The sequence below is a fragment of the Pseudomonas sp. EA_5y_Pfl2_R50 genome, assembly GCF_963970475.1.
In the GTDB taxonomy this organism is placed as follows: Bacteria; Pseudomonadota; Gammaproteobacteria; order Pseudomonadales; family Pseudomonadaceae; genus Aquipseudomonas.
This window is the reverse complement of the sequence record NZ_CAXAPT010000005.1, coordinates 153,197-166,042: the sequence shown is the minus strand read 5'-3', so window position 1 is coordinate 166,042 and position 12,846 is coordinate 153,197. Positions and strand designations below refer to the sequence as shown.

Sequence of the window (12,846 nt, the reverse complement as noted above, 5' to 3'; positions counted from 1 at the left end):
TGTTGAGGTACTTGCGGGAGCTGGCTTGCCAGCGATGAGGCCCTGAAGGACAACACATTCCTAGAAAGGAACAAAACCATGACCTTTTCAATCGCAGCCCGCTGTGCCGAAACCGGCCAGTTCGGGGTTGCCATCAGTTCCTCCAGCATCGCCGTCGGCGCGCGCTGCCCGTGGCTGCTGCCGGGCGTGGGCGCGGTGTCGAGCCAGAACATCACCCTGCCGTCCCTCGGCCCGGAAGTCCTCGCGCTGATGGAGCAAGGTCTGGCGCCCGACGATGCGCTGGACAAAGTCCTCACGCGCAACGGCTACAGCCAGTACCGCCAGATCATCGCGATCAACCACCTCGGCCAGACCGCGCATTTCAGCGGCGCGCAGACCCTTGGCGTGCACAATGCGGTCACGGGCGAGCAATGCGTCGCTGCCGGCAACATGCTCGCCGGGCGCTCGGTGATCGAAGCGATGGTTCGCGCGTTTGAAGACGGCGAAGGTCAATTGGCCGACCGTCTGCTCAAGGCCCTGCATGCCGCCAAAGCCCTGGGCGGCGAAGCCGGGCCGGTGCATTCGGCAGCGGTGCTGGTGGTCGGCGAACAGACCTGGCCCATCGTCAACCTGCGCGTCGATTGGGCGGATGAAGACCCTATCGGTCAGTTGCAAACCCTCTGGGATGCCTATCAGCCGCAGCTTCAGGATTACATCGACCGCGCCCTCGACCCCGCCAAGGCCCCGGGTTATGGCGTGGCCGGTGATGATCGATGAACAGTGTCGAACTGCTCAAGACGCTGGTGGGGTTCGACACCACCAGCCGTGAGTCGAACCTGCAGCTGATCGAATTCGTCCGCGCCTACCTCGAAGGTTTCGACGTGCCGTGCGCGCTGATCTACAACGACGAGCGCAGCAAAGCCAACCTGTTCGCCACGATTGGCCCGGTGGATCAACCGGGCATCGTGCTGTCCGGGCACACCGATGTGGTGCCGGTCGACGGTCAGCCGTGGACGCTGCCGCCGTTCCAGCTGACTGAACGCGACGGCAAGCTGTTCGGTCGCGGCACTGCCGACATGAAGGGCTACATCGCCTGCGTGCTCGCCTTGGTGCCAGCGCTGGTGCAGGCGTCCTTGCGCCTGCCGGTACACATTGCGCTGTCCTATGACGAGGAAGTCGGCTGCCTTGGCGTGCGCTCATTGCTCAAGGTGCTGGAGCAACGTCCGGTCAAACCACTGCTGTGCATCATCGGCGAACCGACCGAACTGAAACCGGTACTCGGCCACAAAGGCAAACTGGCGATGCGCTGTGATGTGCAGGGCCATCCGTGTCATTCGGCGTATGCGCCGCTCGGGGTCAACGCCATCGAATACGCCGCCGAACTGATCGGCGAACTGGCGCGCCTGGGCCAGCGACTGAAAGCGCCGGAGCATCACGATGCGCGGTTCGATCCGCCCTACAGCACCGTGCAGACCGGGGTCATCAGCGGCGGCAAGGCCCTGAACATTGTCCCTGCCGATTGTCGTTTCGATTTCGAGATCCGCGCCCTGCCCTCGCAGGACCCGACCCTCGTCGCCGAGGCACTGCAAGCCTACGCCGAACGCGAAGTGCTGCCGCGCATGCGCGCCGTCAATGAGCACAGCGCGATTCGCTTCAGCAAACTGTCGGCGTATCCGGGGCTGGCCACCGCGACGCAGAGTCAGGCGGCTGAGCTGATCGCGACGTTCTGCGGTTCAACGGAATTCGGCACCGTGGCCTTTGGCACCGAAGGCGGTCTGTTTGATGCGGTGGGCATTCCCACCGTGGTTTGCGGCCCCGGCAGCATGGATCAGGGCCACAAACCCGACGAGTTTGTCAGCCTCGACCAGTTGCAGGCCTGCGATGACATGCTGCAGCGCATGCTCGCATCGATCCGCCTCTGAGCGGCGGCCCGACTGCACTCACGGGTACAGTCGGGCCAGTTCCTCGCGGCAATGATCGACAAACAACTGCACCGGTTTGGTCAGTTGCACCCGCCGCAGCCACGCCGCCGACAACCCCGAACCGGTCACGCTTTCCGCCAGCGGCACGCAGACGACTTGCTGACCGTCGTAGGTGTAATCGCTGAACGGCTTGGTCACCAGAATCGAAAAGCCGAAACCGTTGCCGACCATACCGCGCACCATCTCGATGGACGGTGAGCTGAAGACGATGTGCGGCGTCAGGCCGCGTTCTTCGAAGATGCTCACGAAATAGGTTCGGCTCGGCACCACGTCGAGCAGGATCATCGGTTCCAGCACCAGATCGTGCAGCGACACCTTGGCTTGCCGGGCGAACCGATGGTTGGCCGGGAGCAACGCGTATGGCTGCTGCGGCGGCATCAGCGGTGTGGTTTCGATGGTGCTGTCGAGGTCGTGCTCGAACATCATTGCCAGGTCGATACTGCCGGCGGTCAGGGCTTGCATCAACTCCTGTTGCTCACCGTCGCGGATGCGGATTTCCACCCCCGGCCAACGCGCCTTGAACCCCGCGATCAGGCGCGGCAGGTACAGCGGCGCGACGGTTTCGAAGCAGCCGATATCGATCTGTCCGGACACCACGTCATTGTCGGCCAACGCGTTCTGCTCGAACTCATGGGCGACCCGCAACAGCTCCAGCGCCTTGCGGTAGAAACGCGAGCCGCTCGGCGTCAGCGAAACCCCTTGCGCGTGGTGGCGGATAAACAGTTGCACACCAAAACTTTCTTCCAGGTGCTTGATCGCCGTGGAGACCGACGGCTGCGCGATGTAGAGCTTGCGCGAAGCTTCGGCAACGCTGCCGCAGTCGGCGGTGGTGACGAAGTATTTGAGCTGGCGCAGGTTGTAGGCAGCCATGTGAACCTCCCGAAGAGCGCTGATTTTCGCCCTGTTTCCCTGGCGCACGATCAAGCTCGAACATACCGGACGACGCCTTGGGCCGGAGCATATTTTTTTTAAGGTCTGTAGCAACAAACTTACTAATTTATCTATGCCGATGCTTTGCACATGATCACTTCAACAAGAAATGCGCCGCCCGTGCCGGCGCTTGCCGAAGTACGTCCACGTACTCATCCTTGCCTTGGAGTTCGTCATGGCTACCCCTGCAGCATCCTCCGCTCCGCTGATTGAAAAACACACGATAGGATACGTGCCCCCCGAAGATCGCCACGGAAAGGTCAGGGATCTGTTCACGCTCTGGTTCGGCGGCAACATCGCGCCGTTGCCCATCGTCACCGGTGCGCTGGGCGTGCAGTTGTTTCACTTGAATCTGGTCTGGGGCATCGTCGCGATTCTCGTCGGCCATCTGGTCGGCGGCGTGCTGATGGCGCTGCACTCGGCGCAAGGCCCGCAGATGGGCATCCCGCAAATGATCCAGAGCCGCGCGCAGTTCGGTTCCCTCGGCGCGCTGTTGGTGGTGTTGATCGCCGGCGTCATGTACATCGGCTTTTTCGCCTCCAACATCGTCCTGGCCGGCAAGTCGCTGCATGGTGTGGTCGACGCTGTTCCGGTGCCGGTCGGCATTGTGATTGGCGCGCTCGGTTCGGGGATCATCGGCATCATCGGCTACCGCTTCATCCACGTGCTCAACCGCATCGGCACCTGGGTGCTGGGGATCGGCATCGTTGTCGGTTTCGGCTACATCTTCACCCACATCCAGACCGATGACTTTCTCACCCGGGGCAGCTTCAATCTCTCCGGCTGGCTGGCCACCGTGTCGCTGGCGGCGTTGTGGCAGATCGCGTTTGCGCCTTACGTCTCAGACTACTCACGTTATTTGCCGGCCGACGTGAAAGTCTCGTCGACGTTCTGGACGACGTATCTGGGTTCAGCGCTGGGATCGAGTCTGGCGTTCATTTTCGGTGCCGTCGCGGTGCTGGCGACGCCGGTGGGCATGGACACCATGGACGCGGTCAAACTCGCCACTGGCTCCATCGGCCCGCTGATGCTGGTGTTGTTCCTGCTCAGTGTGATCAGCCACAACGCCCTCAATCTGTACGGCGCGGTACTGTCGCTGATCACTCTGGTGCAGACCTTCGCCTACCGCTGGATTCCGACCGCCAAAAGCCGCGCAGTGATCTCGGTCATCGTCTTGCTGGCCTGCTGCTTCGCCGCTGTCGGCGCCTCGAAGGACTTCATCGGCCACTTCGTCGACATGGTGCTGGTGTTGCTGGTGGTGTTGGTGCCGTGGACGGCGATCAACCTGATCGACTTCTACGCGATCCACAAAGGCCAGTACGACATCCAGTCGATCTTCCAGGTCGACGGCGGCATCTATGGCCGCTACAACCCACAGGCCCTGCTGGCCTATGCGATTGGCATTGCGGTGCAGATCCCGTTCATGAACACGCCGCTGTACGTCGGCCCGGTATCGGCGCACATCAACGGCGCCGATCTGTCGTGGCTGGTGGGCTTGCTGGTGACGTCGCCGCTGTACTTCTGGCTGGCCAATCGGGACACCTCCTACCGTCGGCGGATGATGGGCGGGAAACTGGCGAGCAGCCTGTGAGATTGAATGGTGAATAACGGAGGCCCGCCATGTGCGGGCCTTCTTCGTTTCGCAGTGGTATGTCTTCGAACCTGACGAGGATTGAACAAGAAAAGTCCACGGCTGCGGTTAAAGGATTATGGAGCCTTCACTCCTCAGCGCGCACGACGCCACGCTCTTCAAGCAAACGTACAAACATGCCAAGACTGCGCGACACCGTACCCCGCCGCCAAACCAGCCACGTAGTCAGGTAACGAAAATCCGCCGTCAACGGCCAGACGCTGACCGTCGCGCTGCCGGGCATGCTCTGCAGCATTTTGCGCGGCATCAGCGCCAGGCCGGCACCCGCACTGACGCACGCAAGCATGCCGTGATAGGACTCCATCTCGAAAATTTTCCCCGGCACGGCGGCGTCGGTGCTGAACCATTTTTCGAAGTGATGACGATAGGAGCAGTTGGAACGGAAGGCATAGATGTTCTCGCCATTCACATCTGCCGCACGCTTCACCGGCGCATGATTGAGCGGCGCGATGATGACCATCTCTTCTTCAAAGGCCGGTACGCCTTCCAGCGACGGATGCAATACCGGGCCATCAACGAACGCTGCGGCCAGACGACCGGACAGCACGCCGTCGATCATCGTCCCCGAGGGGCCGGTAGACAGGTCGAGATCAACCTTGGGGTGCAACTGGTTGTACGCCGCGAGCAATTCGGGAATGCGCACCGCTGCCGTACTTTCCAGCGACCCCAGCGCAAATGCGCCCTGCGGTTCCTCCCCCGCCACCGTCGCTCGGGCCTCTTGCACCAGATCGAGGATACGCCGGGCGTACTCGAGAAAACTCCATCCCGCCGGTGACAGGCGCAAACGGCTCTTCTCGCGGATAAACAGATCAACGCCCAGATCCTGCTCAAGCTGCTTGATCCGCGTGGTCAGGTTCGACGGCACGCGATGGATCTGCGCTGCGGCGGCGCTGATGCTGCCGTGTTCGGCCACGGCTTTGAAAATTTCCAGTTGCACCAGATCCACAGTCATTCTCCAATCGTGAAAGAAACGATCTTTATTATTCAGTTTTCAGAAAACAAACACCACCCTACTCTAGGCTCATCCACTGAACACGCAGGACGATGCCATGAGCCAGATTTCCAGCCAGACCCACGCTATCTCGATCAACCCCGCCACCGGCGAACAGATCGGCCATTACGCCTTTGAATCTGCCGCTGCCCTTGATGCAGCCCTGACTCGGGCGTCTTTCGGCTTCGGCAAGTGGAAGCGCAAGCCGTTGCAGGATCGCTCCCGTCTGTTGACCGCGCTGGCCGCCGCGCTGCGGGAAACCAGCGATGCCATGGCTACCATGATCACTCTGGAAATGGGCAAGCCGATTGCTCAGGCCCGTGGCGAAATCGAAAAATGCGCCAAACTCTGCGAGTGGTACGCCGAACACGGCCCGGCCATGCTCGACGCCGAACCGACTCAGGTAGAGGGCGGCAAGGCCCGAATTGAATACCGCCCACTCGGCCCGATCCTCGCGGTGATGCCGTGGAACTTCCCGATCTGGCAAGTACTGCGCGGCGCCGTACCAGCACTGATCGCTGGCAATACTTATGTGCTCAAGCATGCGCCGAACGTGATGGGCAGCGCTTACCTGTTGCGCGATGCTTTCACACGCGCCGGGTTCGCCGATGGCGTGTTTGAAGTGATCAACGTCACCCCGCAAGGCGTGTCTGCCGCCATCGCCGACCCGCGCATCGCTGCCGTGACCCTGACCGGCAGCGTCCGCGCCGGCATGGCCATCGGCGCTCAGGCCGGTGCGGCTCTGAAGAAGTGCGTACTGGAACTGGGCGGTTCCGATCCGTTCATCGTGCTCAACGACGCCGATATCGACGAAGCCGTGCAAGCAGCGGTGATCGGCCGTTATCAGAACTCCGGGCAGGTCTGCGCGGCGGCCAAGCGTCTGATCATCGAAGAAGGCGTGGTCGACGAATTCACCCGCAAATTCGTCGAAGCCACACGCCAACTGAAAGTCGGCGATCCGTTGGCTGCCGACACTTACATCGGCCCGATGGCACGTTTCGATTTGCGTGATGAACTCGATCAGCAAGTGCGCGACACCCTCGAAGAAGGCGCAACGCTGTTGCTCGGCGGCGGCAAAGCCGCAGGCGCTGGCAACTACTACGAGCCAACCGTGCTGGCCGATGTCACCGACCGCATGACTTCGTTCAAACAGGAATTGTTCGGCCCGGTTGCGTCGATCATCACCGCCCGCGATTGTGCCCATGCGGTAGCGCTGGCCAACGACAGCGAGTTCGGCCTGACCGCGACGATCTACACCGCCAACGTGCAACTGGCCCAGCAACTGACCAGCGAACTGGACACCGGCGGCGTGTTCATCAACGGCTACTCCGCCAGCGACCCGCGCGTGACCTTTGGCGGCGTGAAGAAAAGCGGTTTCGGCCGCGAACTGTCGCACTTCGGTGTTCGCGAATTCTGCAACGCGCAAACCGTGTGGCTGGATCGCAAATAACCCAGACACCGCAACCCCCTGTGGGAGCGAGCCTGCTCGCGATAGCGCTGCATCAAGCGATGAAGATGCTGAATGCACCGGCCCCAACGCTGGCAAGCCAGCTCCCACAAGGTTTTTTGTTGCAAGGCGCCTACAGGTACTTCAACCAGGCGATGTCTCGGCGTCGGGCCTTCAACGCCGAGAACCAGCGCACCGCCGGGAACAGCGCAACGGCCAGCAGCGCTGCGGCGAACCAGATCGCGGCGACCGACGAGAAGCCAAAATAGCTGCCCTGGTTCAGTCCGAACAGCGCCACGGCGATCAGGTACAACAGCTTCAGCGCATACAGATGCAGCAAATAGAAAAACATCGGTGCCGAGCCGAATACCGTCAGCCAGCGAATCCAGCGGCGATCCTGCACGCGCTCGAAAACCAGTAACAGCAACAACCCGATGCTCACCGTCAGCGCGATAAACAGCAGCGACGGCGGATATTTGGTGATATTGAAAAAGCTCATCAACGTTTGCACCAGCGTGTCGCCGACGCCCCACGGTTTCTCGCCATAACCATTGAGCAGCCGCAGCGCGACAAACCCCAGCAGCCCCGCGACTGCGCCAATCAGCAAACGTCGTTGACGCAGACCGGCTTCAACACTGCGGGCAAACCACGGCCCCAGCGCATAGCCCAGACCGATCACGCCAATCCACGGCAGCAACGGATATGACGTGCGCAGGCGCAGGTTTTCGCTGACGTCGATCCAGCCACGATCATGCAAGATCGCCCACGGCACATGCAGCGCCGACTCGACCGGGAAATGCACGCCATCCAGCAGGTTGTGCCCGGCGATGATCGCCAGGCTCAGCATCAGGAGCAGCCCGCGCGGCAACCAGACCAATAACGACAAGGCAATCATGCTCAAACCGATTGCCCAGATCACTTGCAGATAAATCACGCTCGGCGGTAGCTGAAACGTCCAGGCGAAGTTGACCAAGGTGAATTCCAGCGCCACCAGAAACAGTCCGCGCTTGAACAGGAAGGCACTGACGTCAGCCTTTGCGGCATGTTTTTCGCCGAACAGCCATGCCGACAACCCCGTCAGCAGTACAAACACCGGGGCACACAAATGCGCCAGCGTGCGGCTGAAAAACAGGGCCGGCTCGGTGCTGGCGATGTCCATCGGGTCGCTGACCTGGCGGTGCAGCAGGAAGGTTTCGCGCACATGGTCCAGCAGCATGAACAGAATGACCAGGCCCCTCAGGGCGTCGATGGACAGCAGCCGGCCAGAGGTCACCGGGGCAGAACGGGGAAGCACAATCGTCATGGGCATTTCACAATCGAGAGGTTGAAACCGGGGGACGAGAAGCAAGGCCCCGAGAAAATTCGCGTTACCTTATAACATCTAGGCGCAAATTCCCAAGCTCAATCGATAGTAATTCTCAGGAACCCTCAAACAAACAGCCCTCACAGTTGCCCAATGCCGTCAGCCTTCTATAGTGATCAAGTCCCCCTGCCCTCTGCGGCCTGTTGTCGAGCGTTGTCCATGGTCAACACCCAACACCTGATCATCTGCGAGCACTGCGATTGCGTGTACGAAAAAGTCACGCTCGCCAAACACCAGAAAACCTCGTGCGTGCGCTGCGGTGGCGTGCTCCAGCGCTTCAACGGTTTGACCGTCGAGCAGCGTCTGGCGCTGACGTTCACGGCGGCGGTGCTGTGGCTGTTCGCCAATTTCTACCCGGTGATGAGCATCAGCATGAAAGGCCTGAAGAACAGCGCGACGCTGTGGGACTCGGTGCTGGCCTTGAGTCAGGGTCCGATTACGTTTATTGCGATGGTTGCGGCGATTGCCATCATCATTGCCCCGGCGTTCCAGTTGGTACTGCTGATCTGGGTGTTGAGCTTCGCCCTCGGTGCCCGACGCGCGCCGGGGTTCAAGCTGTGCATGCGCTGGCTGGAAACCCTGCGCCCGTGGAGCATGCTCGAAGTGTGTCTGTTGGGGGCGATGGTGGCGGTGTTCAAACTCGCCGGATTGCTCGACGTGCTGCCCGGCATCGGCCTGTTCGCGCTGGCCGTGCTGAGCTTGATGATGATCAGGATTGCCGGCCGCGACATTCGCGACCTCTGGGACATTCTATGAAACGGCCACCGACTGCCAGGGAACTCAATCTGTGCCTGTGCCACAGCTGCGGGCTGGCCTGCGACATGAGCGACGAACCACACGAGTGCCCGCGTTGCGATGCGCCACTGCACCGGCGCAAGACCAACTCGCTGACCCGCACCTGGGCCTACATGCTCGCCGCACTGGTGTTTTACATACCCGCCAACCTGCTGCCGGTGATGAACACCACCATGCTCGGCAGCGGCGCCGACAGCACAATCATGAGCGGCGTGCTGGAGTTCTGGGAACACGGCGCGTGGGACATCGCGCTGATCATTTTCATCGCCAGCATCGCCGTGCCGGGAGTCAAGTTCGTCGCCCTGACGTTGTTGCTGATGACCGTCCAGCGCGACAGCGCCTGGGCGCGCAAGGAGCGCTCGAAGCTGTACCGCTTCGTCGAGCTGATCGGCTATTGGTCGATGCTCGACGTATTGGTGGTGGCGCTGGTCGCCGCGCTAGTGAAGTTTCAGGCCCTGGGTGATATCGAACCACGACCAGGCATCCTGTTTTTTGGCCTGGTCGTGGTGTTCACCATGCTCGCGGCGATGAGCTTCGATCCGCGCATGATCTGGGACAAGGACACGGGTGAAGACCTCAGCGACGCTGAATCTCCAGCAACACCTGCAACGGATGGCGCAGTGCCTGATCCGACTGGCGCTTGACCTGACTGCGGCACGAATACCCCGTCGCCAGCGCCTCGCCCTGCTCTGCCGGCGCCTCAACCTGACGCGCCCACGACTGCTCGTAGATCACCGCTGAAGTCTGGCGATTGCGCGCTTCGTGCCCGTAGGTTCCGGACATGCCGCAGCAACCGGTGGCCTGGGTCGCCAACCGCAAACCGGCGCGCTCGAAGACCTGCTCCCATTGCCGGGTCGCGGCCGGGGCGTTGGTCTTCTCAGTGCAGTGGGCGAGCAGTCGGAACGCTTCAGTTTCGTCCTGCGCGGCCTGCTCCGGCATCACCTTGAGCAACCATTCCTGCACCAGTGCCACTTCCGGGCAATGCTCCAGACCGGGTACTTTCAGGTATTCCTGGCGGTACACCAGCGTCATCGCCGGATCGAGCCCCAGCAGCGGCACACCGATGTCCGCCAATTCGCGCAACTGCCGCGCATTGCGCAGTGCCGCACGGTTGAACGCCGAGAGAAAACCCTGCACATGCAGCGGTTTGCCGTTGGCACTGAACGGCGCCAGATAAACCTGATAACCCAGACGCGAAATCAGCTCGACCAGATCGGCCAGCAACGGCGCTTCGAAGTAACGCGTGAAGGCGTCCTGAACGATCACCACACTGCGCGCACGTTGCGCCGAGGTCAGCGCCGACAAGGTCGACACCGTCGCCGGTTGCACCTGCCAGCGACGCATGGCCGAGTGGAAGTCGAAGCGACTGAGCAACGGCACATCGACCATGCCGCCGACACGCTCAAGCAGACGGCGGACAATTGAGGCGCCCATCAAACCGTTGTACAGCGAAGGAATGCGCGCCATGTAAGGAATGCTGTATTCCAGCGAGGCAATCAGGTAATCCCTTGCCGGGCGCAGATAGCGGCTGTGGTAGAGCTCAAGGAAGCGTGAACGAAACTCCGGCACGTTGACCTTCACCGGACATTGCCCCGCGCAGGACTTGCACGCCAGGCATCCGGCCATGGCGTCGTAGACTTCGTGAGAGAAATCTGCGGATGCCGAACGGCTGTTGCGCCAGCGCTGCCACAACGTGCTGAAAAACGCCGGTTTGCGAATGGCATCGGACAACACATCGACGCCCGCCTCGCCTTGCAGACGCAACCATTCGCGAATCAACGAGGCCCGGCCCTTGGGCGACTGCGCACGCTCGCGCGTGGCTTTCCAGGACGGACACATCGCATCGTCGGGGTCAAAGTTGTAGCAGGCGCCGTTGCCGTTGCAGTGCATGGCCGCGCCGTAGTTTTGCCAGACTTTTTCGTCGATCTGCCGGTCGAGCTCACCGCGCAGGGTGACTTCATCGATTTTCAGCAACACTGCGTCCGTGTTGGCCGGTGTGGCGATCTTGCCCGGGTTGAACTGGTTGAACGGGTCGAACGCCGCCTTCAAGGCTTGCAGCGCTGGGTACAGCTCACCAAAAAACGCCGGCGCGTATTCCGAGCGCAGGCCTTTGCCGTGCTCGCCCCAGAGCAGACCGCCGTAACGTTGAGTCAACGCGGCGACGCCATCGGACACCGGGCGTACCCGCGCGGCTTGCTGCGGGTCCTTCATGTCGAGAATAGGCCGCACGTGCAGCACGCCAGCATCGACGTGGCCGAACATGCCGTACTGCAAGCCGTGACTGTCGAGCAGGTCGCGCAGCTCGGCGATGTATTCGGCCAGATGCTGCGGCGGCACGGCGGTGTCTTCGACAAATGGCTGCGGCCGCGCTTCACCGGCGACATTGCCGAGCAGACCCACCGCACGTTTGCGCATGCCATAGACCTTGTTCACCGCCGCGTGCCCGACCGCCAGGGTATGGCCCAGACGCTCGACCGTGCGGTCGCTGCCCAGATGCTCAACGAAAGCCTCGACCCGACGTTGCAATTCGTCAGGATCATCGCCACAGAACTCCACCAGATTGATGCCCAATGTCGGCCGCTCGGCGTGCGCCGGGAAGTATTCGGCGACGCCGTGCCAGACGATGTCCTGCATCGCCAGCAGCAACACTTTCGAGTCGACGGTTTCAATCGACAACGGCTTGAGCGCCATCAATGCGCGGGCATCGCGCAGAGCGTCCATGAACCCGGCGTAACGGATGTTCACCAACATTGTGTGCCGGGGGATCGGCAACACGTTGAGCCGCGCTTCGACCACAAACCCCAGCGAGCCTTCGGCGCCGCACAGCACGCTGTTGAGGTTGAAGCGATTGTCCGCCTCACGCAGGTGCGCCAGGTCATAACCGGTCAGGCAACGGTTGAGGTCAGGGAAACGCGCTTTGATCAGCTCGCCCTGCTCATCAATGATCTGCCGGGCGCAGCGATAGACTTCGCCGACGCGATCTTCGCGGGCGCACAGGGCTTCGAGTTCACTTTCCTCAAGCGGCAGCCCGTGCAGGCGCTCGCCGCCGCGCAGCACCATGTCGAGTTCAAGCACATGGTCACGGGTCTTGCCGTAGGTGCAACTGCCCTGGCCGCTGGCGTCGGTGTTGATCATGCCGCCGACGGTGGCGCGATTGGATGTCGACAGCTCCGGGGCAAAAAACAGCCCGGCGGACTTCAGCGCAGCGTTGAGCTGATCCTTGACCACGCCCGCCTGCACACGCACCCAGCGTTCCTCGACGTTGATGTCGAGAATGCGGTTCATGTGCCGCGACAGATCGACGACGATGCCGTCGGTCAACGACTGGCCGTTGGTGCCGGTGCCGCCGCCACGCGGAGTGATCACCACGTGCTGGTAGGCAGGTTCGGCAATCAGCCGCGCGACCCGCGCCACGTCATCGGCATCCATCGGGAAAACCGCCGCTTGCGGCAGGCGCTGATAGATCGAGTTGTCGGTCGCCAGCACCACACGGCTGGCGTAATCGGCGCTGATTTCACCGCGAAAGCCACTGTTCTTCAGGGCGCTGAGGAATTGTTGGTAATCGCTGGTCAGGGATTTCGCGGGGGACAGCTGGGCAATCATCGGTCGGGTTATCTCGGTCAAATCAGGCTGTGTGGCAGTGAACAGTTGTACGCAACGAATGATTGCGTCAGGCTCCGCCATCTAATGCCGTCCATGTTCATTGTT

10 protein-coding genes are annotated in these 12,846 nt (G+C 61.6%); 6 read left to right on the top strand and 4 right to left on the bottom strand.

Annotated elements, in window-relative coordinates; translation table 11 throughout:
* Window positions 1–78 precede the first annotated feature (78 nt).
* Window positions 79–756: a DUF1028 domain-containing protein gene (locus AACY19_RS10635; RefSeq protein ID WP_339450201.1), complete on the top strand. Its 678-nt coding sequence runs from the start codon at window positions 79–81 to the stop codon at window positions 754–756.
* A complete protein-coding gene (gene argE, locus AACY19_RS10630; RefSeq protein WP_339450200.1) occupies window positions 753–1,901 on the top strand; it encodes an acetylornithine deacetylase in 1,149 nt (382 codons plus the stop codon). The genes AACY19_RS10635 and argE overlap by 4 nt, the downstream gene beginning before the upstream one ends.
* Before the next feature lie 18 nt (window positions 1,902–1,919).
* Here the strand turns inward: argE and AACY19_RS10625 are convergent, their stop codons facing one another.
* Window positions 1,920–2,831, bottom strand: coding sequence for a LysR family transcriptional regulator (locus tag AACY19_RS10625; protein ID WP_339450199.1), 912 nt, complete (start codon window positions 2,829–2,831; stop codon window positions 1,920–1,922).
* A gap of 235 nt (window positions 2,832–3,066) precedes the next feature.
* On the opposite strand from AACY19_RS10625, the gene AACY19_RS10620 reads away from it, so the two are divergent.
* Complete coding sequence (locus AACY19_RS10620) at window positions 3,067–4,482, top strand: purine-cytosine permease family protein (RefSeq protein ID WP_339450198.1); 1,416 nt, start codon at window positions 3,067–3,069, stop codon at window positions 4,480–4,482.
* A gap of 127 nt (window positions 4,483–4,609) precedes the next feature.
* Here the strand turns inward: AACY19_RS10620 and ptrR are convergent, their stop codons facing one another.
* Window positions 4,610–5,488, bottom strand: coding sequence for a putrescine utilization regulator PtrR (gene ptrR, locus AACY19_RS10615; protein ID WP_339450387.1), 879 nt, complete (start codon window positions 5,486–5,488; stop codon window positions 4,610–4,612).
* Between the two features lie 103 nt (window positions 5,489–5,591).
* Here ptrR and AACY19_RS10610 point away from each other — a divergent pair, with 103 nt between their 5' ends.
* Window positions 5,592–6,983 (top strand): aldehyde dehydrogenase family protein, encoded by a 1,392-nt coding sequence (locus AACY19_RS10610; RefSeq protein WP_339450197.1) that lies wholly within the window; start codon window positions 5,592–5,594, stop codon window positions 6,981–6,983.
* Between the two features lie 130 nt (window positions 6,984–7,113).
* On the opposite strand, the gene AACY19_RS10605 is transcribed toward AACY19_RS10610, so the two are convergent.
* A complete protein-coding gene (locus tag AACY19_RS10605) occupies window positions 7,114–8,283 on the bottom strand; it encodes a DUF1624 domain-containing protein (RefSeq protein ID WP_339450196.1) in 1,170 nt (389 codons plus the stop codon).
* A gap of 219 nt (window positions 8,284–8,502) precedes the next feature.
* On the opposite strand from AACY19_RS10605, the gene AACY19_RS10600 reads away from it, so the two are divergent.
* Together AACY19_RS10600 and AACY19_RS10595 are read left to right on the top strand one after the other, a co-directional pair.
* The gene (locus AACY19_RS10600) at window positions 8,503–9,099 is read left to right on the top strand and encodes a paraquat-inducible protein A (protein ID WP_339450195.1); all 597 of its coding nucleotides are present in this window, start codon (window positions 8,503–8,505) and stop codon (window positions 9,097–9,099) included.
* On the top strand, window positions 9,096–9,782 hold the full coding sequence (locus tag AACY19_RS10595; RefSeq protein WP_339450194.1) for a paraquat-inducible protein A: 687 nt from the start codon (window positions 9,096–9,098) through the stop codon (window positions 9,780–9,782). Before AACY19_RS10600 ends, AACY19_RS10595 begins: the two co-directional genes overlap by 4 nt.
* On the opposite strand, the gene ydiJ is transcribed toward AACY19_RS10595, so the two are convergent.
* Complete coding sequence (gene ydiJ, locus AACY19_RS10590) at window positions 9,715–12,741, bottom strand: D-2-hydroxyglutarate dehydrogenase YdiJ (RefSeq protein ID WP_339450386.1); 3,027 nt, start codon at window positions 12,739–12,741, stop codon at window positions 9,715–9,717. The two genes, AACY19_RS10595 and ydiJ, sit on opposite strands and share 68 nt — an antisense overlap.
* Window positions 12,742–12,846 lie beyond the last annotated feature (105 nt).

Excerpts from the sequence above, each read along its gene's own strand:
- AACY19_RS10605 (WP_339450196.1), bottom strand. The coding sequence starts at position 8,283 with ATGACGATTGTGCTTCCCCGTTCTGCCCCGGTGACCTCTGGCCGGCTG.
- AACY19_RS10625 (WP_339450199.1), bottom strand. The coding sequence starts at position 2,831 with ATGGCTGCCTACAACCTGCGCCAGCTCAAATACTTCGTCACCACCGCC.
- AACY19_RS10620 (WP_339450198.1), top strand. The coding sequence starts at position 3,067 with ATGGCTACCCCTGCAGCATCCTCCGCTCCGCTGATTGAAAAACACACG.
- AACY19_RS10610 (WP_339450197.1), top strand. The coding sequence starts at position 5,592 with ATGAGCCAGATTTCCAGCCAGACCCACGCTATCTCGATCAACCCCGCC.
- argE (WP_339450200.1), top strand. The coding sequence starts at position 753 with ATGAACAGTGTCGAACTGCTCAAGACGCTGGTGGGGTTCGACACCACC.
- AACY19_RS10600 (WP_339450195.1), top strand. The coding sequence starts at position 8,503 with ATGGTCAACACCCAACACCTGATCATCTGCGAGCACTGCGATTGCGTG.
- ydiJ (WP_339450386.1), bottom strand. The coding sequence starts at position 12,741 with ATGATTGCCCAGCTGTCCCCCGCGAAATCCCTGACCAGCGATTACCAA.
- AACY19_RS10595 (WP_339450194.1), top strand. The coding sequence starts at position 9,096 with ATGAAACGGCCACCGACTGCCAGGGAACTCAATCTGTGCCTGTGCCAC.
- AACY19_RS10635 (WP_339450201.1), top strand. The coding sequence starts at position 79 with ATGACCTTTTCAATCGCAGCCCGCTGTGCCGAAACCGGCCAGTTCGGG.